Source organism: Ewingella americana (assembly GCF_006438725.1).
Taxonomy (GTDB): domain Bacteria; phylum Pseudomonadota; class Gammaproteobacteria; order Enterobacterales; family Enterobacteriaceae; genus Ewingella; species Ewingella americana_A.
The window spans coordinates 441,685-465,835 of the sequence record NZ_RCZD01000003.1; the positions used below are offsets into that span (position 1 = coordinate 441,685).

Annotated in this window: 20 protein-coding genes and 1 pseudogene; 11 read left to right on the top strand and 10 right to left on the bottom strand. The window is 53.8% G+C overall.

The annotated features are described in order from the left end of the window. Positions 1-84: 84 nt before the first annotated feature. Positions 85-465, top strand: coding sequence for a hypothetical protein (locus tag EAH77_RS07905; protein WP_140471423.1), 381 nt, complete (start codon positions 85-87; stop codon positions 463-465). On the opposite strand, the gene EAH77_RS07910 is transcribed toward EAH77_RS07905, so the two are convergent. From EAH77_RS07910 to EAH77_RS07935, 6 genes are all read right to left on the bottom strand, one after another. Next, positions 466-1,461, bottom strand: a complete 996-nt coding sequence (locus tag EAH77_RS07910; protein ID WP_140471485.1) for an ABC transporter permease — start codon at positions 1,459-1,461, stop codon at positions 466-468. It lies immediately after the preceding gene. A gap of 11 nt (positions 1,462-1,472) precedes the next feature. Then, complete coding sequence (locus tag EAH77_RS07915) at positions 1,473-2,954, bottom strand: sugar ABC transporter ATP-binding protein (protein ID WP_194150496.1); 1,482 nt, start codon at positions 2,952-2,954, stop codon at positions 1,473-1,475. Positions 2,955-3,192: 238 nt separating this feature from the next. After that, positions 3,193-4,173 carry an ROK family protein gene (locus EAH77_RS07920; protein ID WP_140471427.1) on the bottom strand — a complete coding sequence of 327 codons (981 nt, stop codon included), beginning with the start codon at positions 4,171-4,173 and terminating at the stop codon, positions 3,193-3,195. After that, positions 4,170-5,036 (bottom strand): ABC transporter permease, encoded by an 867-nt coding sequence (locus tag EAH77_RS07925; protein ID WP_140471429.1) that lies wholly within the window; start codon positions 5,034-5,036, stop codon positions 4,170-4,172. The genes EAH77_RS07920 and EAH77_RS07925 overlap by 4 nt, the downstream gene beginning before the upstream one ends. Beyond that, positions 5,036-5,956, bottom strand: coding sequence for an ABC transporter permease (locus tag EAH77_RS07930; RefSeq protein WP_140471431.1), 921 nt, complete (start codon positions 5,954-5,956; stop codon positions 5,036-5,038). Before EAH77_RS07930 ends, EAH77_RS07925 begins: the two co-directional genes overlap by 1 nt. A gap of 1 nt (position 5,957) precedes the next feature. Beyond that, on the bottom strand, positions 5,958-7,502 hold the full coding sequence (locus EAH77_RS07935) for an ABC transporter substrate-binding protein (RefSeq protein WP_140471433.1): 1,545 nt from the start codon (positions 7,500-7,502) through the stop codon (positions 5,958-5,960). Between the two features lie 236 nt (positions 7,503-7,738). Between EAH77_RS07935 and EAH77_RS07940 the strand changes: the two genes are divergently transcribed. From EAH77_RS07940 to hemB, 4 genes are all read left to right on the top strand, one after another. After that, positions 7,739-8,884, top strand: a complete 1,146-nt coding sequence (locus tag EAH77_RS07940) for an ROK family transcriptional regulator (RefSeq protein ID WP_140471435.1) — start codon at positions 7,739-7,741, stop codon at positions 8,882-8,884. 7 nt (positions 8,885-8,891) lie between these two features. Then, positions 8,892-10,325, top strand: coding sequence for a M81 family metallopeptidase (locus EAH77_RS07945; protein WP_140471437.1), 1,434 nt, complete (start codon positions 8,892-8,894; stop codon positions 10,323-10,325). 31 nt (positions 10,326-10,356) lie between these two features. Next, complete coding sequence (locus EAH77_RS07950; protein ID WP_206664879.1) at positions 10,357-12,195, top strand: ABC transporter ATP-binding protein; 1,839 nt, start codon at positions 10,357-10,359, stop codon at positions 12,193-12,195. Positions 12,196-12,485: 290 nt separating this feature from the next. Next, positions 12,486-13,460, top strand: coding sequence for a porphobilinogen synthase (gene hemB / locus EAH77_RS07955; protein WP_140471439.1), 975 nt, complete (start codon positions 12,486-12,488; stop codon positions 13,458-13,460). Between the two features lie 95 nt (positions 13,461-13,555). Here the strand turns inward: hemB and EAH77_RS07960 are convergent, their stop codons facing one another. From EAH77_RS07960 to dalD, 3 genes are all read right to left on the bottom strand, one after another. Next, a complete protein-coding gene (locus EAH77_RS07960; protein ID WP_241673415.1) occupies positions 13,556-14,851 on the bottom strand; it encodes an MFS transporter in 1,296 nt (431 codons plus the stop codon). Positions 14,852-14,931: 80 nt separating this feature from the next. Continuing rightward, positions 14,932-16,395 (bottom strand): xylulokinase, encoded by a 1,464-nt coding sequence (gene xylB, locus EAH77_RS07965; RefSeq protein ID WP_140471441.1) that lies wholly within the window; start codon positions 16,393-16,395, stop codon positions 14,932-14,934. A gap of 10 nt (positions 16,396-16,405) precedes the next feature. Beyond that, positions 16,406-17,803, bottom strand: coding sequence for a D-arabinitol 4-dehydrogenase (dalD, locus tag EAH77_RS07970; RefSeq protein ID WP_140471443.1), 1,398 nt, complete (start codon positions 17,801-17,803; stop codon positions 16,406-16,408). 200 nt (positions 17,804-18,003) lie between these two features. On the opposite strand from dalD, the gene EAH77_RS07975 reads away from it, so the two are divergent. The 4 genes from EAH77_RS07975 to EAH77_RS07990 all read left to right on the top strand — a co-directional run bounded on the left by EAH77_RS07975 (position 18,004) and on the right by EAH77_RS07990 (position 22,131). Then, complete coding sequence (locus EAH77_RS07975) at positions 18,004-18,948, top strand: sugar-binding transcriptional regulator (protein ID WP_140471445.1); 945 nt, start codon at positions 18,004-18,006, stop codon at positions 18,946-18,948. A gap of 40 nt (positions 18,949-18,988) precedes the next feature. Beyond that, complete coding sequence (locus EAH77_RS07980) at positions 18,989-19,315, top strand: NIPSNAP family protein (RefSeq protein ID WP_140471491.1); 327 nt, start codon at positions 18,989-18,991, stop codon at positions 19,313-19,315. Between the two features lie 478 nt (positions 19,316-19,793). Then, positions 19,794-20,336, top strand: a complete 543-nt coding sequence (locus tag EAH77_RS07985) for a hypothetical protein (protein WP_241673416.1) — start codon at positions 19,794-19,796, stop codon at positions 20,334-20,336. Positions 20,337-20,802: 466 nt separating this feature from the next. Beyond that, a complete protein-coding gene (locus tag EAH77_RS07990) occupies positions 20,803-22,131 on the top strand; it encodes a hypothetical protein (RefSeq protein WP_241673417.1) in 1,329 nt (442 codons plus the stop codon). Positions 22,132-22,328: 197 nt separating this feature from the next. Here the strand turns inward: EAH77_RS07990 and EAH77_RS07995 are convergent, their stop codons facing one another. Next, on the bottom strand, positions 22,329-22,616 hold the full coding sequence (locus tag EAH77_RS07995; RefSeq protein WP_140471449.1) for an Imm63 family immunity protein: 288 nt from the start codon (positions 22,614-22,616) through the stop codon (positions 22,329-22,331). 67 nt (positions 22,617-22,683) lie between these two features. Here EAH77_RS07995 and EAH77_RS08000 point away from each other — a divergent pair. Continuing rightward, positions 22,684-22,914: pseudogene (locus EAH77_RS08000) on the top strand (transposase); the annotation flags it as partial. 68 nt (positions 22,915-22,982) lie between these two features. Next, a protein-coding gene (locus EAH77_RS08005) for an IS3 family transposase (RefSeq protein ID WP_140471451.1) occupies positions 22,983-24,133 on the top strand; the annotation gives its coding sequence in 2 pieces (ribosomal slippage) (positions 22,983-23,217 and positions 23,217-24,133; 1,152 coding nt in all). Positions 24,134-24,151 lie beyond the last annotated feature (18 nt).

The window sequence follows — 24,151 nt, forward strand, 5'->3', positions numbered from 1 at the left end:
TTTTGCAATGAAACCGAGTCGAGGGGAAAGTGCTTTTCCCCTCGACGCTCCCCTCGTTTTTTTACTGCGCGGTACCTTCACTCGGTGTTCAAGCCACAGGTCTTGAACCCGCTCCGTCCCGCAAGATTTTTGAATGCGCCAGTTGGGCTTTTTAAAATCAAAATATATACGAAGTGTTTGCCGCAACGGCTTTCCCATGCAACGGGTCTGATCTTATTGGATATTTCGACGGCGTTTAGCCTGATGCGTTATTTCAACCGAACGCTGTTTGAAGGGCAGAGGCATGGAGGGCTGGAGGGAGCAACGGAGCGGATCCGGTGGAATATGATCCGCCATATTGCCATTGTTACGCCCCATAAAAGGCAGGACTATGCCGGAATGTTTGAACGACTGACGCTGCCCAAAGTCCGGCTTTCTTCCATTAAAGCCATCAAACACCAGTTTGAAGCGTGGGACCTGACCTGATCACCGTTTCTGAATATAGGTCAGCGCCAGTGCAACGGCGAGGACTAAGCCCTTGATGATATCCATCGCGTAGTAGGGCACTGACAGCATGACCAGACCGTTCGACAGCACGCCTAAAATCACCGCGCCAATCAGGGTGCCAAGCGCGTTAGGTTTACCGGAACCGGCCAGTGAGAAACCGATGTAAGCCGCCGCGACGGCGTCCATCAGGTAACCCCCACCGGCATTTACCTGTGATGAACCAATGCGTGATGCCAGTAAAATGCCGCCGGAACCGGCCAGCAGTGACGAGATAATGTAGGCCGTGACACGATAGCGTGCGGTGCGGATCCCGGCCAGACGTGCCGCCAGTGGATTACCGCCAATAGCGTACATGCGGCGGCCATGTTTGGTCAGCGACATAAACAGCTGCACCACAACGGTCACCACCGCCATCACGATCACAATCACTGGCACCTGACCCAGCAGACTGAACGCCGCAGGTACCGCGCCTTCGGCCATATCGCCACTCGGCAGCACCATATTTTCGGTGATGGATCCGCCGTAACTGTAAGTCATCGCCGCGCCCTGAATCACAAACAGACTGGCGAGTGTGGCCAGCATGTCAGGAATTTTCAGGATCACGATCAGAAACGCGTTAAATAGTCCGACCAGCGTACAGAGCGCCAGCGTGATCAGAATGGCTTCAGTGGTGCCAAAACCGTGCCAGACAAACATCGAAATCACCAGCGCATTGGCCAGCGATGCCGTCGACCCCACGGACAAATCAAAACCACCGACCGACAGTGAAATCGACACACCGATGGCGATCACCGTGACGATGGCAATCGAACGCAGAATATTAATGATGTTTGATGGTTCAAGGAAGTTATCAGACGCGATGCCGAAACCGGCGATCAGCAGCACAACGGTCAGCAACATGCCCCATTTATAGAGGAATTCGAACAGCTGATGACGCCACGGCTGATTAGCTACGGGTACGTTTTCTTTACTCACCACGGCTTTGTTCACGCAGGGGTTCCTCCGGTGGAATACATTAATAAAGTCTCTTCGTCGACGTCTGCGGCATTGAGTTCCGCCACGATACGGCCATCCCACAACACCAGAATGCGGTCACATAAACCGACCAGTTCGGCGAACTCACCGGAGGCATAAATGATGCCTTTTCCCTGTTGCGCCAGGCCGTCTATCAGCCTGAAAACATCCGTTTTGGCTTTGATGTCTACGCCTTTGGTCGGTTCGTCAAAGATCAACACCTGACTCTCGCTGCGCAGCCATTTCCCGATCGCCACTTTTTGCTGGTTGCCGCCGGACAGGCGGGCCAGTTTTTGCAGCGGCCCGGAAGCCCGAATACCTAAACGGCCAATAATGTCTTTCGCCCAGACCAACGCCTGGCGCGAATTGAAAACGGAAAAACGGGAGAAACTGTCATCGGCGGTGACGCTGAGGTTCATCGGAATATCATCGTCGATGAAAATGCCCTCTTTGCGCCGTTCTTCCGGCACCAGCGCCAGCCCAAGCTCGACCGACAGGTACGGCTCTTTCGGTTTCCACGGTTTACCGTTCAGTTCGCCGTGCTCCACCTGGCTTGGTGTGGCACCAAACAGCGCCTTGCACAGTTCGGTTTTTCCGGCACCGGCCAGCCCTGCAATGCCGAGAATCTCCCCACGGTGCAGGCTGAGGGAAATATCGCGCAGTTTGTCTTTGTCGTGCATCCCCTGAATCCGCAGCAGGGTTTCAGGGCTGTGCGGCGGGCGGCGCGGCGGGTAAATATCGTCGAGCTGATGCCCCAGCATCTTCTCGATAATGTGTTCGTTAGTCAGGCCCTCCATTGCGTCATCGCTGACCAAACGGCCATCGCGCAGTACGGTCATGCGGTCACAGATATCGCGCAATTCATGAATGCGGTGCGAAATAAACACCACCCCCATTCCGGCGGCTTTCAGCTTGCGGACCAACGCAAATAACCGCTCGCTTTCTGCCTGATCGAGCGGGGCGGTGGGTTCATCGAGGATTAAGAAACGGCATTTGTGCGACAGCGCGCGGGCCAGCAAAATCAGCTGTTTTTCGGCCAGCGTGCAGCTTTCGATCCGGGCACGCAGATTAATTTTCAGCCCGAGCTGGGTGGTAAGCAATTGCGCATGACGGTAGATCTCCGCCCAATTATGCAGGTGGCCCGGTTCAGACAGGCTGTCCAGCATAATGTTTTCGGCCACGTTGAGCGTCGGCACCAGCGCGACGTCCACTTCCTGCTGGACCAGATGAATACCGAGCGCTCGCGCCTGATGCGGTAATTTTACCGTCACCGGCTGACCGTCGATGATTATCTGCCCGCTGTAATGGTCATGGGTCCCCGACAGCACCGCCATCAGCGTGGATTTCCCCGCCCCATTGGCACCGACCAGCGCATGCACCGAACCGCCTTCCAGGGTGAAATCTACCTGACGCAGAGCAGGGAATCCGGCAAATGAAATCGAGATATTGCGCATCTCAAGGAGGGAAGAGCTCACGCTGGGAGTTAGCCTTTTCAAATAAAGTTGTAGGTGCTTAGACGTTTAGCCGTCTAAAAGTACATGGCAGAGTTTTAACATATTATGTGATTTAAGCAACAGATTTAACGCTATAAGCGAGAGCGAAAAAGTCTAAGAGGGGAGTGATGGGCCGTGTGGGCGGGGAAGCCCACGACCTTGACGTTGAATTTGAATTTAAAGCGTCCCGACCGTACGTTTAAACGGCCAAACGGCCCAAAACACTTGCTCCTATCATCCCACCATTCCCTCCGTTCCCGGCAAACTTCCCGGTGATCACCAACGGTTCAGCATACTGATGCAACGTCCCGGTACGTACCTGCGAATCCAGTGCGGCAATCAGCGCCGTGGCATTTGCGAGGCCACCGCCTACGACTATTTTTGAGGGGCCAAGGATATTGACCAGCAACGCCAGCGGTTCGGCTACCAGGTGCAGCCAGGCGTTAATGGTCAGCGTTGAGTCCGGCTGACCCTCTTGCCAGCCGTCGACAATTTGCTGGCTGGTGCCGGTTTGGGCGGTAAGAGGATGATTGAGATGCTGATGCAAACGCTCGATGCCGCGTGCGCCGCCCAGGGTATCAAGACAGCCGATCTGACCGCAATTGCAGGTCAGGCGGGGAATAGAATAGGTTTTTCCGTCCAGCGTTAGCTCGGTGCGGGTAATGGCGCCGTGGCCCCATTCGCCGGTCACGCCCCCGTGGCCGCGCACCAACTGGCCGTTGATCACCAGACCACCACCGACGCCGGTACCGAGAATAATTCCGGCGACAATGGGCTGATTTTGTGCGTTTCCAGCGTAGGCTTCGGCCAGTGCAAAGCAGTCGGCATCGTTGGCAGCGGTGACCGGGCGATGGAGTTCGCGGCTCAGGTCTGCCGCCAGAGCGCGGCCGGTAAAGGCCGGAATATTGGTGGCCAGCAGTTCGCCAGTTTGCGGGGAGACCAGACCGGCGGTGGAAAGCGCCAGCGGCGTATCAGCGGGGAACCCTGTACCAAATTCGGTGAGCAGGCCCTCAATCGCGGCGACAAATTGACGCCATGAGGCGGTAGGCATAGGCACTTTGCCAAACTCTTCCACCTCACCCGCACGGTGGGAAACGCCAAACCTAATAAAAGAACCGCCGATATCGGCACAAAAAACCGCCGCATCAACTGACGCGGCGGTGAAAGGTTGACTGCTCATGAGCGGGTGTCCAGTAAATCGCGTAATCCATCGCCCAGAACGTTGAATCCGAGCACGGTCAGCATAATGGCCAGACCAGGGAACAGCGAAAGGTAAATATTTATGCCGAGAAAGTTTCGACCATCGCTCATCATGGTACCCCATTCCGGCATCGGGGGCTGCACGCCTAATCCCAGAAAAGAGAGGCTGGCAGCGGCGAGGATCACCGTACCGGCGGTCAGGGTGGACTGCACAATAATTGGCCCGACGGCGTTGCGCAGAATGTAATGCACGATGATCCGGTAGTTCGACAGGCCCAGCGCCTGCGCGGCTTCGACATATTCCATCTGTTTTAGCCCCAGCGTCAGGTTGCGGCTCAGACGGGCGTAAACCGGAATGGCAAACAGCGAAATGGCGATCAGCAGATTGATCAGCCCGCCACCGAGAATACTCACCACGAGGATGGCCAGCACGATGCCCGGAAAGGCGAACAGCATGTCCATAAACCACATGATGATCATATCCACGTAGCGACCGGCCATCCCGGCAATCACGCCGAGCGGAATACCGACAATCATCGCCAGCCCGACACTCAGCACCACCTCGACCATCGAAATCCGTGCGCCATAAATCACCCGGGCAAAAATGTCGCGGCCATAATCGTCAGTACCGAACAGATGGTCAGCCGACGGCGCCAGTAGCGTATCGATCAGATCCTGCGCATAAGGGTCATGGCGGGTCAGCAGCGGGGCGAAGATACCCATCAGAACAATCGCGCTGACGATCAGGCCGCCGAGCGTGACTGCCGGATGACGCCATAACCAGCGGAAGAAACGCAGGGTGCGCGGCTTGCGGCGGGGCTGGTGTGTGATGATGGCAGACATTAGTCGAACCTTATTTTTGGATTCAGGAAGGCGATCAGCAGCTCTCCGAGCAGGTTCATCACCACCACGCCGCAGACGGCCACCAGCGCGACACCCTGAATCACCGGGTAATCGCGGTAGCGCACGGAATCGACCAGCAGCCGCCCGATGCCCGGCCAGTTGAACACTGACTCAGTGACTACTGCGCCGCCAATCAGGCTGCCGAAATTGAGCGCCACAATGGTGACAATCGGGATCAGCGCATTACGGAACGCATGGCTGCAATAAATGGTCACGGCGGACAACCCTTTGGCGCGTGCGGTACGGATGTAATCCTCCGACAGCACGTCAAGCATGCTCGATCGGGTCATGCGCGCCATGACCGCCATCGGCAATACCGCCAGCGTGACCGACGGCAAAATGTAGCTTTTCCACGACGTCGCGCCGAGCAGCGGCAGCCAGCCGAGCGACACCGAGAAATAGTTCATCGCCATCAGCCCCAGCCAGAAGTTGGCGACGGATGCCCCGGCAATCGCCAGCAGCATCACGCCGTAATCTGGCCAGCGATTGCGGTAGACCGCGCCAATCATCCCGGCGGGTACGCCAATCGCCACCGCCAGAAAATAGGCCAGCACCGCCAGCGCCAGGGTGAACGGCAGACGTTCGCCGATCTCCTGCGTCACTGGCTGCTGTGATTGCAGAGACAGCCCGAGATTGCCGTGTAACACGTCGGTGGCAAAATGCACGTACTGCGTCACGATGGGCTGGTCCAGTCCAAGGCGAACGCGCATATTGTCCACCGCTTCCTGCGTGGCTTCCGGCCCGGCCATCAGACGTGCCGGATCGCCCGGCAGCGCGCGGATCGACCCAAAAATCAACATCGACACGCCGATCAAAATGACCGGAAAGGCGATGAGTTTTTTTGCCAGATAAGCTTTCATATCAACCCTTATGTGCGTCTTTTACGACAATCTGTCCGCCCGGGATCATGGTCACGCCGGAAACGTCTTTGCCCGTGGCGTACAGATCATTCTGGTAATACAGCAACACCTGCGGGGCCTGCTGGTTGATCTCTTTCTGCGCCTCGACATAAATGGCGTTACGCGCATTTTCATCCTGGGTTGACGCGGCTTTATCTAACATTTCATCGAATTTAGGGTCATTGAAGAAACCCAGATTGGCGCCGCCCGGTGCGAAACTTTTGCTGTAATAGAGTGGGCGGAGTTGCAAGTCCGCACCGTTCACGCCGGAAGACCACGACGCCAGCACGGCACCGGTGTTATCGGCTTTTTTACCTGCCTGATCGGCAAAGGCCGCTTTAGACCATACGCCGCTCTCCATCTGACGTACGTCCAGCTTCACGCCAATTTTCGCCCACATGCTTTGCAGCACCTGACCAATACGTGCGTCCTGACCCTGTAAGGCAATCGACATGGTAAAGCCGTCTGGCACACCGGCTTCTTTTAGCAGGGCTTTGGCTTTCTCAATATTGAGCGGATACGGGTCGAGGGTTTTGTCATAACCCGCAGTCACCGGTGCCAGCGGCGAGTTGGCCGGAATGGCGAAGCCCGACATGATGGCGCGCACCAGACCGGCGCGGTCGGTGGCGAAGTTCAGCGCCTGACGCACGCGCACATCATTAAGCGGTTTGAGATCGGTATTCAGCGCCACCCAGAATACGGCGGAGCCCGGGCTTTCATGCAGCTCGAACTTAGGATTATTTTTCAGCTGTTTGGCAAACTGCGGCGGCACCGGGTTAATCACGTCGGCTTCACCGGCCTGCAAGGCCATGTTCATCACCGACGGCTCGGCGCTCCAGGTCCATTTTATATCATCCGGCCCTGCGGTTTTATTGCCCCAGTAGCCCGGATATTTCTCTTCCAGCACGAACTCACCGGTTTTGTACTGCACCATTTTGTAAGGACCGGTACCGACCGCTTTGCTGTCAAGCGTACCGGTTTTGTCAGCCGTCGGGCTGACCATCAAAGATGCGCCGGTGGTCAGCAAATTAAGGAATGCAGGATACGGTTTTTTCAACGTGAACAGGACGGTGGAATCATCCACTTTGGTCACGCTGTCAAGGAAAGTGCGCAGACGGCCACTGGCGGCCAGCCCGCGTTTGGCATCCAGGTGGCGGGCAAAGTTGGCGACCACGGCATCGGCGTTGAACGGTGTGCCGTCATGGAAAGTTACTCCCTCACGCAGTTTGAAGGTCCACTTCAGACCGCTTTCGTCGCTGCTCCAGGAGGTGGCCAGCGCCGGTGCTGGTTTCAGTTCCGGCGACATCTTCAGTAGCCCTTCGTACATCGGATCCAGCACGGTGCCGGTAAAAGTTGCGGTCTGGTTGCCAGGATCCATGCTGCGCGGCGCTTCGTTTTGCATCACCGTCAGGGTAGCCGCGTAAAGCGGGGAGGAGAGTGCGGCAAGCAGTGCCGTACTCAGAAGAGTTAACCGCCCCGGGTAGCTGATTTTACTGAAACTGTTCATCGTATTTCCTCTGCCAGTGCTAAAAGTGTGAGTGAGAAAAAAACTGCTCAGAAACCGTCACAATTCCCTTTTTAAACGACTGAAAATAGTGTGCCCGCAGACGGTACAATTAGTTCATATGAAAAACTTATGTAAGCTTGTTTGGTTCAAAATATGAACTAATAGACGTTGATATATCCATTTTTAATGTTTAATGTCAATGCAGCTGAGTGAAATTTGAGAACCGGAAAACGAATATGTTAACTCCCTTACAACGACGGATTTTGGGTGCGATTGCCGCGTCAGATGGCCTTAGCCGGACTGACCTGGTACAGCTTTCCGGTATGAGTAAAGCCGCTGTCAGCGGCGTCGTGCGTGAAATGATCGACGCGGGTTTTTTGTTCGAAGCCGAAAGCGTTCCCGGCACAGGGCAGGGACGGCCATCGGTACGCCTGCTGGTACAACCTGACGGCGCGTATTTCGCCGGGGTATCGCTGTTACAAGATCCGGCGCACATGGTGCTGATCAACCTGCATGGCGAGATCCTCTCGCGGGTGTCCTTCCCGCTCAGTAACGTACCGCAGCAACTGGCGGATGAGATCGCCTCTGCGCTGCCTGCGCTGCTCGAACATCATGCTGACGCCGCCGAAAAGCTGCTCGGGCTGGGCGTCACACTCTCCGGGTTTATCGATGAGCATCAGTCAACCTGCGTCCAGTCGGCGCTGCTTGGCTGGCGCGATGTCCCGCTTGCCAACCTGATAAGCCAGACCACCGGCATGGACGTTGCCATTGAGAACGATGCCAAAGCGCTGGCGGTCAGCGAAAAACGCTTCGGCCACGCCCGTGAACTTAACAGTTTCACGTTGGTCAGCCACGGCGCGGGGATTGGCAGCGCGCACTTTATCGCCGGGCACTTATACCGGGGCGCACACGGCGGTGCCGGGGAAATTGCCCACAGCACCATCGAACTGAACGGTACGCCGTGCCGCTGCGGAAAACGCGGTTGCCTCGACACCATCGCCTCGCTCAATGCCGTGATGCAGGCGGCGAAAGCGGAGGGGCTGAATGTCAGCACCATGGCGCAGATCGAGGCGCTGGCATCAAAGGGCAATAATCAGGCGGTGCGTATCCTGCATCACGCGGGGACGGCGCTGGGGCTGGCGGTATCGCATCTGATTCAAATCAATGACCCGGAAATGATCCTGATAGCCCATCAGGAAGGGGCATTTTCCGGGCTGTTCGGCACCGTGGTACAGCAATCTATCGATGCCAACGTTCTGCCTGGTGTCGCCGGTCTGACGCCGGTACGGACATTTTCACTCAACGACGATACGTGGGCACGCGCTGCGGCGAGCATTGCTGCGCATCGTTTTCTGGTCGGCCTGAACTCCACTGTAAGGTAACAACATCATGCGTATAGCCGTCGGCGGTATCCATATCGAATGCAGTACTTACAATCCGGTTCTTAACGAAGAAAAAGACTTCCGCGTCACGCGCGATGCCGCGCTGCTGGCCGCTCCCTATTTCAGATTTTTACAGGATTATCCTGCGACCTTTTTGCCGACCATCCACGCCCGTGCTATCGCCGGCGGGCCGGTTTCGCGCGCGACCTATGAGAAATTCAAAGGCGAACTGATCGCTGGCCTGGAAGCACAAAAACCCTTCGACGGCCTCTATCTGCCGATGCACGGCGCGATGTATGTCGAAGGGATGGAAGATGCCGAAGGCGACTGGATCGCCGCTGCCCGCGAAGTCGTCGGGCCGGACTGCCCGATCAGCGTCAGCTATGACCTGCACGGCAACGTTTCGCAGAAAATTATTGATGCCATCGATATGTTCTCCACGTACCGCACCGCGCCGCACATTGATACCGAAGAGACCATGCGCCGCTCGGTCGCCATGCTGGTCAAAACGCTGCAAACCGGTGTGAAACCGACGCTGCTGTGGGTGCCGGTGCCGGTGGTATTACCGGGTGAACGCACCAGTACCGAAGATGAACCGGCGAAAAGTCTGTATGCGCGCTTGCCTGAAATGGATGAAATCGACGGCGTGTGGGACAGCTCACTGATGGTCGGTTACGTCTGGGCCGATGAACCACGCGCTACCGCAGCGGTGATCATGACCGGCACCGACCAGGCCGTACTGGAGCGTGAAGCGAAACAGCTGGCGCAGGCCTACTGGGATGCCCGCGAAGATTTCGTCTTCGGCTGTGAAACCGACACCGTCAAAGCCTGCGTTGCCAGGGCGATTGCCAGCCCGACGCAGCCGGTGGTGCTGGCTGATTCCGGCGATAACCCGACCGGTGGCGGCGTGGGTGACCGCGCTGATGTGTTGGCTGAGCTTATCGCGCAATATGCCGAAGGAGTGATTGTCGCGGGTATCACCGATTTACCGGCCACCGAAGCGGCGTTCAACGCCGGTGTAGGCTCAACCCTAACCCTGACGATCGGCGCCTCGCTCGATCATTCCAGCCCGCAGGTGAAAGGTGAATTTGAAGTGGTATTGCTGCTCGATGCGCTCACTCCAGCCGATCGTCAGGCGGTATTGCGCACCGGCGGCATCGACGTGGTGGTGTCGGCGCGGCGCAGGCCTTATCACAACATCAGCGATTTCACCGCGCTGGGGCTGGATCCGCATGCTGCCCAGATGGTGGTAGTGAAGTCCGGTTATCTGTCACCGGAACTGGCACCGATTGCCCGGCCAAACCTGATGGCGCTCTCCAACGGCGTGGTGGATCAGTTTGTCGAACGCCTGCCGCGCAAGCGCAAAGTGCGCGACACCTTCCCGTTTGATAAAGCGTTCAGCTTTACGCCGCAGCCGGTGCTTTCCGCCCGTAGCCGTTAATTTACCGACCTGACCTTGCCGGAGAAACCGCATGACTACAATCATGACCGAACCTGCCGCCACGCCGCGCCTGCCGGTACTGGAAGTGAAAAATCTCACCACCTCATTTCGTGGTGACGACGACTGGCTGCCCGTGGTGCGGGATCTCTCGTTTGAAGTCTATCCGGGCGAAACACTGGCGATTGTCGGTGAGTCCGGCTCCGGCAAAAGTGTCACCTCGCTGTCGGTCATGCGTCTGCTGAAGGCCAATTCCAGCAAAATTGAAGGCTCGGTCCGCCTTAATCAGCGCAGCCTGTTAACGCTCTCCGATAAGGCGATGCGCGATATTCGCGGCAATGAAATGGCGATGATTTTTCAGGAACCGATGACCTCGCTGAACCCGACGTTCAGCATCGGGCGACAGATTGCCGAAAGCCTGAAACGCCATCGTGGCATGTCTTCAAAAGCGGCGCGGGCAGAGACCCTGCGGCTGCTGGAAAAGGTGCGTATTCCCAACGCCGCGGCGCGTTTTGATGAGTATCCGCACCAGTTCTCCGGCGGTATGCGCCAGCGCGTAATGATTGCCATGGCGCTGGCGCTCAAACCTAAACTGCTGATTGCTGATGAGCCAACCACTGCGCTCGACGTCACCATTCAGGGGCAAATTCTCGATCTGATCAAAACCTTGCAGGAAGAAGAGGGCATGGCGGTGCTGTTCATCACCCATGATATGGGCGTGGTGGCAGAGATCGCGGACCGCACGCTGGTGATGTATCGCGGCGAATGTGTCGAAAGTGGCGAAACCGCCGAACTGTTCCACCGCCCGAAACACCCGTATACCCGCGCGTTGCTGGCGGCGGTGCCGAAACTTGGCTCGATGCAGGGCCGCACCTGGCCGCTGCGCTTCCCGCAAATTGACCTGCAAACCGGCGCAGTGACACAACCGCTGGAAGTCGCCAATACGCCGGACACTGGCCTGCCGCCGGTGCTGTCGGTGAAAAATCTCAGCGCCCGTTTTCCGGTTTACGGCGGTTTACTGAGCCGTCAGGTCGGGGCCGTGCACGCCGTGGAAAACATCAGTTTTGATCTGTTGCAGGGTGAAACGCTGTCGTTAGTAGGGGAGTCGGGATGTGGAAAATCCACCACCGGTCGCGCCGTGACGCGGCTGATGACGCCGCACTGCGGGGCTATCGACTTCGACGGCTTCGACGTCATGAACATCAATAAGCGCGAAATCCTGCAAATGCGCCAGCGTATCCAGATGATTTTTCAGGATCCGTTCGCCAGCCTGAACCCGCGTATGCGCATTGGTGACGCGCTGATTGAGCCGATGCTGCAACACAAACTGCATAACCGCAGCGATGCCAAAGAGAAAGCCGCCGCACTGCTGCATAAAGTCGGGCTGTCGCCGGACATGATGCGTCGCTTCCCACATGAGTTTTCCGGCGGTCAGCGCCAGCGCATCTGCATTGCCCGCGCCCTGACGCTGGATCCGAAAGTGATTGTGGCGGATGAATCGGTGTCGGCACTCGACGTGTCGGTGAAAGCGCAGGTGGTGAACCTGCTGCTCGACTTGCAGGAGAGCATGAACCTCTCTTACCTCTTTATTTCCCACGACATGGCAGTGGTCGAACGCGTCAGCCATCGTGTGGCGGTTATGTACCTCGGGGAGATTGTGGAAATCGGCCCGCGCGCCGCGATTTTCGATAATCCGCAGCATGCTTATACCCGCAAACTGATGGCCTCCGTCCCGGTGCCAGACCCAGCCAGACGCGCCCTTAAGCGCCACATGCAGGTCGACGAGCTGAAAAGCCCGGTGCGGGATAACAGCTATGTGCCGCCACTACGGCAGTACGATGAAGTCTCAGCGGGCCATTTTGTACAGATCTAGCGACAGGCTATTTTACTTGCCATTTTGAACGCGGGCAGTGCTCAGAGTCCTCACGTACTTCGTGTACGCTCCGGCTCTTGCGCGCTGTCCGCGTCCAAACTGGCTGCGACAATAACGCCTGTTGCTTAACATGAATTTCTGCAACATCCCCTCACGTAAAGTTCATCATTTTTATACGCATTGTTATAAAATAGATCCCTCGCTTTTCGACGCCAGGAACTCCATCTTGCCGTCTGACTTGGTATGCGAACACTTTCTATACGCAACAGGTTAATTTCTTAGGAGTTTTCATGTCTAATCAGTTCCCCAGCTCACGCCTTCGCCGCCTGAGACAGTCCGACTCACTGCGCGCCCTTTTTCAGGAAACTGAATTCAGCGTGAACGACCTGGTACTGCCGATTTTTGTCGAAGAAGAGACATCTGAATACGTGCCGATTGAAGCCATGCCTGGTGTGATGCGTATTCCTGAATCCCGTCTGGCGTTTGAAATTGAGCGCTATGCCCGCGCCGGTATCCGCTCGGTGATGACCTTCGGCATCTCCAAACATATGGACGCCACCGGCAGCGACACCTGGAACGAAAACGGTCTGGTGGCCCGTATGGCGCGGATCTGCAAAGACACCGTGCCGGAAATGATCGTCATGTCCGACACCTGTTTTTGCGAATACACCTCGCACGGTCACTGCGGTGTACTGCATGACCACGGCGTAGACAATGACGCCACGCTGAAAAACCTCGGTAAACAGGCCGTGGTGGCCGCCGCTGCTGGTGCTGATTTCATCGCGCCCTCTGCCGCACAGGACGGTCAGGTGCAGGCCATCCGCAGCGCGCTGGACGCCGCCGGTTTCATCGACACCTCGATCATGGCGTACTCCACCAAATTCGCCTCTTCGCTGTACGGACCATTCCGTGAAGCGGGCGGCAGCGTGCTGAAAGGCAACCGCAAACAGTACCAGATGAACCCGATGAACCGCCGCGAAGCGGTGCGCGAGTCACTGATGGATGAGCAGGAAGGCGCTGATGCGCTGATGGTGAAACCGGCTGGTGCGTACCTCGACGTGATCCGCGATATCCGCGAAGCCTCCCGTCTTCCACTGGCGGCATATCAGGTCAGCGGTGAATACGCGATGATCAAATTTGCCGCGCAGGCCGGAGCCATTGACGAGCGCGCCGTAGTGCGGGAAAGCCTCGGCGCGATTAAGCGTGCGGGCGCCGATATCATCCTGACCTACTTTGCGATGGATATTGCAGAGCAGGGCATCTGATCCCCTGCATCCTTCAAGCCGCCTTCCTGCAACTTGAATGATTTTGGGGTTGATAACGTGTTGAGTTTCTAGCCGGGCCATTTGGCCCGGTTTTTTTATGTCCGCACGGCAGAGGCGGCGGGTAAGGGCGCGGGTTTAGTTTTTGCCGGATGCCCGGGTTGCTCAACTTTTACCACCACCGTCAGCACGGCGGCGACCAGATAGAGCGCGGTGTAAACCCAGACCACACCGACGATATCGAAGAACGGCAATACGATGGAGGCGATAGCCGGGGCGACGAAATTGCTCAGGCCGGCAGACAGGTTGTAAATCGAAATCGCCGCACCTTTATGGTTAGGTTCCAGCACCGGGAAGACGGCGGTCATCGGCACAAACGCCGCCACGGTGATACCGAGCATCACGGCTGGGATCAGCGCCATCCCGAAGTTGTGCCCAAACCAGACCGGCAGATAGTAGAACGTCAGGCTGGAGATGGCGCAACCGATACAGCCGAACCAGCGCACCTGCCGCAGCCAGCCAATTTTCTCACCCAGAATTCCCCACATAATGTTGGTGAAAATGGTGACGAAGAAGAATACCGCCCAGATTTGCAGCCACTCAGACATGCTAAAGCCCAGACGGCCGACGAACAGGATCGGCATGATCACCGCAAATCCAAACAGCGAAAGGGTATTGATGATGCGGATCAGGCAGGAGAGCAAAATATTGCGGTTGGTGAATAAGATCGTCACCGCCCGGCTCAGTTCATTCAGTTTTTCCTTCGGACTGAGGTTGGCTTTACTGCCCGGCTTGCCGACATTGCGCAACAAGGTCATCGCCATTATGCCGCCGACCACCACCCAGGCAATGGCGAGCCACAACGTGCCGGTTTCGCCCATAAACGGGATAGTGAAGCTGGGTAAATAACTGCCGATACAGCCGATACCAATCGAGTACATGGCCCAGAACCAGCCCATGGCGGAAGAGAGATTCTGCTTCGGTACGGTTTGCACCACCAGCATCACAAATGAGTAGATAAACAGCGGGTAAGCCAGCCCGCGCACGCCGTAGAACAGCAACATCAGCGGGTAGTTTTTCATCCCCAGACCAAACAACATAAACAGCACATGCATCACTACCCACAGGATAAAGCCGATGCGCATGGCTTTTTGCGGCGTAATGATCTCCGCGACGACGCCGGAACTCCAGGCCGCCAGCGCCGCTGCCAGCCCGTAAACCGTAAACACCACGGCGGATTGAGAGGGCGTGAAGCCCATATCGATAATGTGTTTGGAGAGGAATGCCATTTCGAAGCCGTCACCGCTCATGAAAATAGCGATGGCGATGTAACCCCAGAACAGGTTCATCGGCAAACCGAACCAGTGGGTGCGCGGTTTTTGTATCTCGTGCATGTTGGACTCCTCTGCGGACGGGCCCGCAGCTGGTGGTATGTAGGGACAGCGATGGGGCGCTTAAGCGCCCTCGGTTTTGGTTATGCGGATCGCAAAGCGACCTGTTGTTGATAAAGTTGCCGGTAGGTGGCCAGGCGCTCACCCAGCATGCCGCGGGTTTCGACGTCAGGCAGGAACTGGCGCTCAATGGCCGGTTTACGGCACACCTCGGCGAAGTTTCCGCCCGCGGCCAGCCAGCCGAGGCGGGCGGCACCGAGTGCGCCACCGGCTTCGCCGCCGCTGTGGGTCACTACCGGTAAATTCAGGGCATCACTCATCAGCTGCGCCCAGCGGTCGCTGCGCGCGCCGCCGCCGACCAGTGAACATTGTTGCAGGCGGGTGCCCGCCTGTTGCATCACTTCCAGCCCGTCGGCCATGCCAAATGCCACGCCTTCGAGTACTGCGTAGCCGAGTGCGGCGCGGTCAGAGCTGTGCGTCATGCCGTGAAACGCGCCGGTAGCATTCGGATCGTTATGCGGTGTACGTTCGCCGGACAAGTAGGGCAGGAACAGCGGCGCCTGCCGCTGTTGCGCCGGGCTGAGCTGTGCGATTTCCGCCAGCAGCGTGGTTTCGTTGGTGCCTATCAGATTGCAATACCAGCGCAGCGCACTGGCGGCGGTGAGCATCACGCTCATCTGATGCCAGCGGCCCGGTAATGCATGGCAGAACGCATGTACCGCCGACTGCGGATTAGGCCGGAAGCGATCGTTGACCGCAAACAGCACGCCGGAAGTGCCGAGTGAAATAAAGGCATCGCCCGGATTTACCGCGCCAATGCCGACGGCGCTGGCGGCGTTGTCGCCTCCTCCTCCGGCAATCACCACGTTGTCACGCAGCCCCCATGCGCGGGCGATATCATTTTTCAGGGTAGCGCTGACCTCGCTGCCTTCTGCCAGTCGTGGCATATGGTCGCGGTTTAGCCCGCAGGCGGCCAGCAGGGAGTCTGACCAGTCGCGTTTGGCGACGTCGAGCCATAAGGTTCCGGCGGCGTCTGACATGTCAGAGACTTTTTCGCCGCTCATCATCCAGCGCAGATAATCTTTTGGCAGCAGCACGGTGGCGGTTTGCTCAAAAATAGCCGGTTCATGGCGGGCCACCCACAGCAGCTTGGGCGCAGTAAAACCGGGCATGGCCAGATTACCGGCTACCTGATGCAGCTCCGGTGCGCTTTGGGTCAATTGTTCGCACTCGGCCGCGCTGCGGGTGTCATTCCATAAAATGGCCGGGCGCAGTACTTTGCCTTCACGACTGAGCAGCACTGCGCCGTGCATCTGGCCGGAGAGGCCAATGGCGCGGATCTCCTGCCACTGCTGTGGCAATTTATTTCGCAGACGCGAGATAGCAAGGTGAGTGGCCTGCCACCAGTCGGCCGGGTTCTGTTCCACCCAGTGCGGGTGCGGGCGGCTGACGTCGAGCGGCTCACCCGCGCTTGCCAGCAGCTTTCCCTGTTCGTCGATCACCACGGCTTTAATTTCTGAGGTGCCTAAATCCAGTCCGAGATACATAGCTTTCCCCTTATGCGCGTTTCGCGTCAGCCAGCCACTGATTCACCCGTTCTACCGACTGGCGCATCAGGTCAGTGAATTCTGCTTTGCCAGCCAGTGATGCAAACAGTTTTTCATCCCCGGAAAATTGGGCGACCGGGTCAGCACTGTTGAACATGGCATGCACGGCAGCGGGGTCGAGAATGCCGTCCTGATACTCGTACGGCAGAAGATTCTGGTGCCATTGCTGCATATAAACAAAGAACAGCGCCGGTAGCATGGCGGTGGCGCGTGGGATCTGGCCGCGTTGATAGCACTCCTGCAATGTCGGCGTAATAAAGCCGGGGATTTTGGAGAAGCCATCGGCGGCAACGCGCTGATTGGTGTCCTGAATATGCGGGTTACTGAAGCGGTCAAGCACCAGGTCGCGATAGTTCTCCAGGTTCAGCGGGCTTGGCATCAGTGATGGAATAACATCTTCGGTCACGTAATCGTAAGCCATCTTGCAGAGGGAGCGAGTGCGGGTACTTTCATCAATGTAACGTTGACCGAGCAGCGTGCCTGCCCAGGCAATGCAGCTGTGGCTGGCGTTCAGAATGCGGATTTTAGCCTCTTCGTAGGGCAGCACCGACTCAACCATCTCCACGCCGACGTTCTCCAGCGCCGGGCGTCCGGCGATAAACTCATCCTCAATCACCCACTGAATAAAGGCTTCGCCCATCACCGGCGCGCGGTCTTTAAAGCCGGTGGCCTGTTCAACGCGCAGCGCGACGTCAGGAGAAGGGCGCGGGGTGATGCGATCTACCATGGTGTTCGGGAAGCGGGCGTGTTGTGCCACCCAGTCAATCACCGCCTGTTGCTGGCGCAGGGCCAGGAACTGCAACAGGCCGCGATGGAAACGGTCGCCGTTGTGGCGCAGGTTATCGCAGTTGAGCAGGGTGACATCGCCGCCGTTACGCGCTATCCGGCGTGCCAGAATATGGCCGACAGCGCCATAAATGGTGCGGCATCCACCGTTGATATCGGCCTGCACGTCAGCGTTCAGCCGGTCAAGGTTGAACTGGTTATCGAGGTAATAACCGCCTTCGGTGACAGTAAAGGAGATCACTTTGGTGTGTGCATCCGCCCCTTGTGCTACCAGTGCCGCCAGTTCGTTATCCCACGGGATGATTTTCTGAATCGACGTGATGGTTTCGTATTCACGCTTGCCCTGCGGCGTCACGGTTTCCAGCACGTATTTACCGTCCTGCGCCTGCAACGCATTCAGCAGCGGCACGCCGTCTTCGCGAATATTGCCGAGCGCAATCGACCAGCGGTTATCGCCTTCTGCCAGCAGGCGGTGCAGATACCAGGCCTGGTGAGCGCGGTGGAAAGAGCCGCTGCCGATGTGCAGCCAGATTGAAGGGGTTGGGGAAGTTGTCGCGTTCATGATGTTCTCCGCTAAAGGTGAATTTTGGGCTTAAGCTCGTTAATTGGGCTTTTGCTCAGTTGTAATTAGCTTAATAGAACATTTGCCCGTCAATTGGGCTTTAGCTCACAATTTTGTATCATGGTGGGAGTTTGCGATCACGGCTGCGTGCAAATGGCGCTAAAATAGCGTCATTGAAATCAGTCGGTCGGGATATGTGCATGAGTAAGAACGATAAAAAATTGGATCAGGCGGCGCGCGCGGCGTGGATGTATTTTGTGGCGGGGCAGACGCAGCATGATATCGCCGACGCGCTGGGCGTTTCGCGGCAGGTGGCGCAGCGGCTGGTGGCCAGCGCCATCGATAACGGGCTGGTGAGTGTGCATATTTCGCACTCGGTCGGGCGCTGTATGGAACTGGCGGCGCAGCTGAAAAAACGCTACGGACTGATCGTGTGTCAGGTGGTGCCGGGGCAGGGAATGGACAGCTCTGGCATCAGTCATGCCATCGCCGTCGCCGGAGCTGAGGTGATGACGCAGTTTATCCGCAATGAGCAGCCGATGATTATTGGTGTCGGGTCGGGACGCAGCCTGAAAGCGGCAATTGATGAACTGGCCGACATCGAGCGGCCGCAGCACAGCAGTGTGTCGCTGATTGGCGCGATTGCCTCCGACGGCTCCTGTACCCGTTACGATGTTCCGCTGCTGATGGCAGAAAAAACGCAGGGGCGCTATTTCATTCTGCCTGCGCCGCTGTTTGCCGACGGTGAGGAAGACCGCGCGATGTGGTGCAGCCACCGCATTTACCGCACGGTCAGCGAAAAGGCCAGTCAGGCGGATGTTACCTTTATCGGTATTGGCACCATCGAGCCTGGTTGTCAACTGCATAAAGACGGCTTTATCAGCGCCGAAGACGTAGAGCAGCTGATGGCGAAGAACGCAGTGGCGGAGATCCTCGGCCACTTCATGGGATCCGAGGGTCAGCAGATCGATAGCGAACTCAATGCCCGCCTGACCAGCGTCGGTCTGCACCCGCAGGAAGGTAAACCGGTGATCGCGCTGGCGGGCGGAAGCGACAAGCACGTTGCTGTCCGCGCTGCCCTGACCGGTCAATGGATTAACGGACTGGTCACTGACGAGGCCTGCGCGGAAGCGTTATTGGGGTAGGGAGCTGGGAGTTTGGATGTTCGATAAAGGAATTAGGATGATGAAAACAGTTGAGCTATTGCAATACACCCTGAAGCCAGGGACAGGGCGTGATTTTCATAAAATTATGGTTGAGCAAAGTGTACCTCTCCATCGTGAGGCAGGAATGGATGTCGTTTCTTTTGGAAATTCCCAACACGATGAGGATTCTTACTACTTGATCCGCGCTTACGATGATCTTGAGCATCTAAAATCTTCACAGGAAGAATTCTATAGTAGTAATGCATGGCGAGCCGGACCAAGAGCGGCCATCGTTGACCGGATTCAAAGCAGCGTAAAATCGGTGCTGATGCTCACGAGTACTGCGACCGATGGTTTGAGGAGGTGAGACTGAATGGTAGTTTGTCGACGGGATTCTATGTTCAGGCAGAAATGGACATTGTTGCGCTGTATTGCGTTAAGGAATTGAGTGATAACCTATTAGGTTAGCGAGTTTGTGTCTATGCGTTCTCTCATGTATCACCGTATAGATGAAAATACCAATCGCTGTCGCTGATAGGAGCAATTTCTTACGGATTCATATATGGTATTTATAACTAGATTTTCGAATTGCCATTCATAATGAAAATTCGAGATGTGGACTTAAAAGCAATCATCAATAAAACACAAATCCTAACATCCAAAAGTCAAAAAAGTTGGTTGATAATGTTTCCTGACTAATTGACAAAATAGAGTTAAATGGTCAACTAATCAATACTAAGGTGTGGACATGGCTTTTTCATCTGTAGCGATAGTTGCTGGTGTTGCAGCATTGACATCATCACTTTATTAAAAATAAAGAACTAAGGGTAAAGGATATTTTTGAGTTGTCAAAGCTAAGTAAAGAAGATGTTGAGAATCATCCTCAATTAAAAATTGTAAAAAATGACATTAATGCTCATATCACAGGTGTTAAAGACCCGATTTATCATGAGGCATTAATTGAAATTATGGCGAAGCATAACAAATCTGTAGGCTACTTTAGTAAACTTGACGGAAGACTTATTTATTCTAACCCCTGTCATATTTCAATAATCAAACATGACTTCAAGATCCGATTAGGAAGTCAATTAAAAAATACAAACTCTACTTTTGCTAGTTTGGTATATTTGTCATTTTTGCTAATTATATTTCAATTAGCAATTGAAATGGATGCTTCATCTGTAACATGGATGCAAGCTGCAGCGATTATACTTGCTGGCTTGGGTGGTGTAGTGTTTAGTCATCTACTGATTGGGTTATCAGTTCAATGGAGTGAGAATTTTCATCAAGTAAAAGATTGTGAATATAAAAATATTTTTGACGAATATGCAAATACCAAAGTGGACGACTTGGGATTAGCAAATGACAATACCATAATTGATGAGTAAATATTTATATGGCTGTTTTTTTGACCTGGCCCCTGCCTGTTAACATATAGCGATATGAGTAACGTCCCCTTTTCGCTCATAGTTGCCCCTGGTCGTAGGCAGCTTTGTGCCAGAAGTGGAAGTTGTTAACATTGTGCTCTGTGTCAATCTACGGGAGCAGTTCAAAGTGTAGTTTTGATGCGAATGAATATGTTAGATTATGCAAAACTCACCATGAGCTACTGAGTACAACAACCACTGGGAAGATAGTGATGATAGCTGGAGTTCCCAACTTAGTGGTTACGATATTTATATCGTTTCTCACCATAAATAAAAACTGGAGAAATTGTGCGGTATGAGTTTTAGAAAAATAAGAATTCCTATTTCAAAAAAAACTCATAGCCAGTAATTGTAGTCGCCCACAAGTGGGCTTTGCCTTTGCTGTTACGCAGCTCCGGCCCCTAAATTAGGCGTCAAATGCCCAAGGATGCTCGTGGATATTCTAAATAATAGAGAGATTGCAATTGCGTTATGGCTTCTAGCAATTTCGGTTTACATTTTTTCTTCATCAAAAATGGCGGCAGTTAGAAATGCCTTCAAAGGCGTCCTAGCGGCGTTATTTGTTAGACAAATAATGCGTGTGTTTTGTTTGATGGTTGCTTACATGGCAATTGTCATTTACTGGCTTTCTGCATTGGAACTATGGAATTTTGAACAGCTAAAAAATACTGTTTTTTGGTGCATTTCTGTTGGTTTCATGTCTCTATTTAAGCTTGAAGAAATTAGAAAAGATAAACTTTTTTTTAAGCACTCAGTCTTAGATAACTTGAAACTACTAGCGATTCTTCAATTTGTCGTTGGTGTATATACTTTCTCTCTTTGGGTCGAGGTTCTGCTATTCCCTGTTTTAGCATTATTGGGAGCTATGCTTGCCATTGCTGAAACCGACAAAAAATATCATCAGGTTAAGGTTATTCTAGAATATTGCCTAACTTTATTTGGGGTAGTCTTAATTATGTACACTTTGTACATGTTAATGACCGATTTCGATGAGTTTGGGAAAGAAAAAACTGCATACGACTTCTTTATTCCTCCATTGCTGACTCTTTTTTACTTACCATTCGTTTTCTTTATGTTGGTTTATTCAACATATGAGCAGGTATTTGTTCGTCTTAGGCTTTCAATAAAGAGTCGCTTCCATAGATATGCGGCTGTACTCTTTGCATTTATATTTTTTAATGTTCGGCTCAGCCTGCTAGAGCGATGGTCATTTCAAGTCGCCAAAACAAACATAGAATCATACTCGGATCTAATTGATACCTTTAAGTATATATTGAAAGTGAGATATTCTGAGAAAAACCCAAAGGAAGTGCCAAAAGAGCAAGGTTGGAGCCCTTATAAAGCTAAAGAATTTCTCGTAAATGAAGGGTTGAGTACTGGATTTTACAACAGAACTTTCGAAGAAGAATGGTTTGCATCATCCCCTATGGGAGAATTTAGCGATGGTATTATCCCGGACAATATCGCTTATTATGTTGAAGGTTCTGAAGACGTTGCAAAAATACTGAAGCTTAAAGTGAACGTGAATGATGCTTCCAGAACCCATCAGGCATGTGAAAAGTTAGAGGCTGTTGCAGAAGCTTTGAGTATGTCAAGCTTGAGCCTGCCTTTATCTGAAGAGATGAAAAGTGCTATTTCAGGTTGTAATTCACATTCTGAGAGAGTTGAGGATAAAACAATCACATTGATTGTAGAGCACTGGCCAAATCATAAGTTTAATGGGTTTGGTCTCAAGCTACTGATATCAAGCATTTAACAAAGTGCTGCTGTCGGACAAATTTTCCCCAAAGCGCGGCGTTAATGTCTGCTGTTCGCTCAGAGCTGACCCTTAGCGAACGCCTTTGTCCGCAACGTGCCAAACGGATGTTACATGCTTTGAAGTGGGCTATGTAGTGATATGCGAATCAGATTACCAATATAGGCGACTCGGAAAAATTAATGACATTTGTGAATCTAAGCACTAAGAATTTCTGTAAATTCTTTGTGCTTCCTTGTCGCCCATTCAGGTTTGATGGAAAGCATTAAACTATATTGTTTTCGGAAATAAACATCCCTGAATTCCTTTTCAGGTGAGCTGTTCATGGCTGCATACTTTGTAGCCAAACCAACCACACCACACTCAACAAACCAATAAAGAATCTCATCATCACTGAGAGTCACTTTACGCGCTATTTCGGTACCTCTTTCATTGACAATGAAATGATATTCTTTACCATGAATTTCCAGATATGGAGTTGCCATACTGAATAGACCCGGGTTTCGTAGACACTTTTTTGCCTCATAATGGAGGCCTAATGAAGGAGTGTTTATGTCAGTCAAAACGTTCACTGAAGAATTCAAAATTGAAGCCGTAAAACAGATCACTGAGCAGGGGTACCCTGTATCTGAGGTCTCCTCTCGACTTGGTGTATCCACTAATAGTCTTTACGCCTGGGTTAAGCGCTACCAGAAGCCCGAGCCGCAGCGTAAGCAGGACGATGCACTTCAGCATGAAGTAAAGCGCCTCAGGCAAGAACTTAAGCGAGTAACTGAAGAGCGGGANTGAATAGACCCGGGTTTCGTAGACACTTTTTTGCCTCATAATGGAGGCCTAATGAAGGAGTGTTTATGTCAGTCAAAACGTTCACTGAAGAATTCAAAATTGAAGCCGTAAAACAGATCACTGAGCAGGGGTACCCTGTATCTGAGGTCTCCTCTCGACTTGGTGTATCCACTAATAGTCTTTACGCCTGGGTTAAGCGCTACCAGAAGCCCGAGCCGCAGCGTAAGCAGGACGATGCACTTCAGCATGAAGTAAAGCGCCTCAGGCAAGAACTTAAGCGAGTAACTGAAGAGCGGGATATCTTAAAAAAGGCCGCCGCGTACTTTGCAAGAACGTCAGGCTGAAGTACGCCTTCATTAAAAAAATGTCGTCCTTTTATGCTGTACGCCGGTTATGCCTGGTTCTTGGCCTCCATCACAGCGGTTATTACCAGTGGCTAAAGCAGCCTAAATCTTTGCGTACCCGGCAAGATGAACGGCAAACAGGCTTGATTAAACAACTGTGGCTTGAAAGCGGTACGGTTTACGGCTATCGAAAAATCTGGCTCGATATGAAAGATCTGGGTGAATGCGTCGGACGTAACAGGATCGCGCGCCTGATGAGGCTCGCTGAACTAGCATCTCAGACTGGATACCGAAAACGACGCTATTACGGTGGCGGAAAGCCTTCTTTTGCCAGTCCAAATTACCTTGAACGCCAGTTCGTTGTCCCAACCCCAAATACGCATTGGGTGAGTGACATGACTTATATAAGGACGCATGAGGGTTGGCTGTATCTGGCTGTTGTTCTTGATCTCTTCTCACGCAGGGTTATCGGCTGGAGCATGGGCGGACGAATGACCGCTGAGTTAGTAATGGATGCATTATTGATGGCGGTATGGCGACGTAAACCAACGGCAGAAGTATTAATCCATTCAGATCAGGGCTCTCAATATACGAGCGAAAGATGTCAGCATTTTATGACAGCTCACAATTTAAAAAGCAGCATGAGTCGTCGGGGTAATTGCCATGACAACGCAGTGGCAGAAAGCTTTTTCCAGTTGCTAAAACGGGAACGCATAAAGAAACGGATCTATAAAAATAGGGAAGAAGCGAAGGCGGATATCTTCGATTATGTCGAGATGTTTTATAATGCTAAACGCCGCCACAGTGCCTGTGAGGATCAACCCCCTGCAGTTTATGAAAGTGCCTGGTTCATGAGGCACGGAACAGTCTAGGAAACTAGGGTCTATTCA

Coding starts and splice junctions, on each gene's coding strand:
- EAH77_RS07915 (WP_194150496.1), bottom strand. CDS start 2,954: ATGCGCAATATCTCGATTTCATTTGCCGGATTCCCTGCTCTGCGTCAG.
- EAH77_RS07920 (WP_140471427.1), bottom strand. CDS start 4,173: ATGAGCAGTCAACCTTTCACCGCCGCGTCAGTTGATGCGGCGGTTTTT.
- EAH77_RS07925 (WP_140471429.1), bottom strand. CDS start 5,036: ATGTCTGCCATCATCACACACCAGCCCCGCCGCAAGCCGCGCACCCTG.
- EAH77_RS07930 (WP_140471431.1), bottom strand. CDS start 5,956: ATGAAAGCTTATCTGGCAAAAAAACTCATCGCCTTTCCGGTCATTTTG.
- EAH77_RS07935 (WP_140471433.1), bottom strand. CDS start 7,502: ATGAACAGTTTCAGTAAAATCAGCTACCCGGGGCGGTTAACTCTTCTG.
- EAH77_RS07940 (WP_140471435.1), top strand. CDS start 7,739: ATGTTAACTCCCTTACAACGACGGATTTTGGGTGCGATTGCCGCGTCA.
- EAH77_RS07945 (WP_140471437.1), top strand. CDS start 8,892: ATGCGTATAGCCGTCGGCGGTATCCATATCGAATGCAGTACTTACAAT.
- EAH77_RS07950 (WP_206664879.1), top strand. CDS start 10,357: ATGACTACAATCATGACCGAACCTGCCGCCACGCCGCGCCTGCCGGTA.
- hemB (WP_140471439.1), top strand. CDS start 12,486: ATGTCTAATCAGTTCCCCAGCTCACGCCTTCGCCGCCTGAGACAGTCC.
- EAH77_RS07960 (WP_241673415.1), bottom strand. CDS start 14,851: ATGCACGAGATACAAAAACCGCGCACCCACTGGTTCGGTTTGCCGATG.
- xylB (WP_140471441.1), bottom strand. CDS start 16,395: ATGTATCTCGGACTGGATTTAGGCACCTCAGAAATTAAAGCCGTGGTG.
- dalD (WP_140471443.1), bottom strand. CDS start 17,803: ATGAACGCGACAACTTCCCCAACCCCTTCAATCTGGCTGCACATCGGC.
- EAH77_RS07975 (WP_140471445.1), top strand. CDS start 18,004: ATGAGTAAGAACGATAAAAAATTGGATCAGGCGGCGCGCGCGGCGTGG.
- EAH77_RS07980 (WP_140471491.1), top strand. CDS start 18,989: ATGAAAACAGTTGAGCTATTGCAATACACCCTGAAGCCAGGGACAGGG.
- EAH77_RS07990 (WP_241673417.1), top strand. CDS start 20,803: ATGCTCGTGGATATTCTAAATAATAGAGAGATTGCAATTGCGTTATGG.
- EAH77_RS07995 (WP_140471449.1), bottom strand. CDS start 22,616: ATGGCAACTCCATATCTGGAAATTCATGGTAAAGAATATCATTTCATT.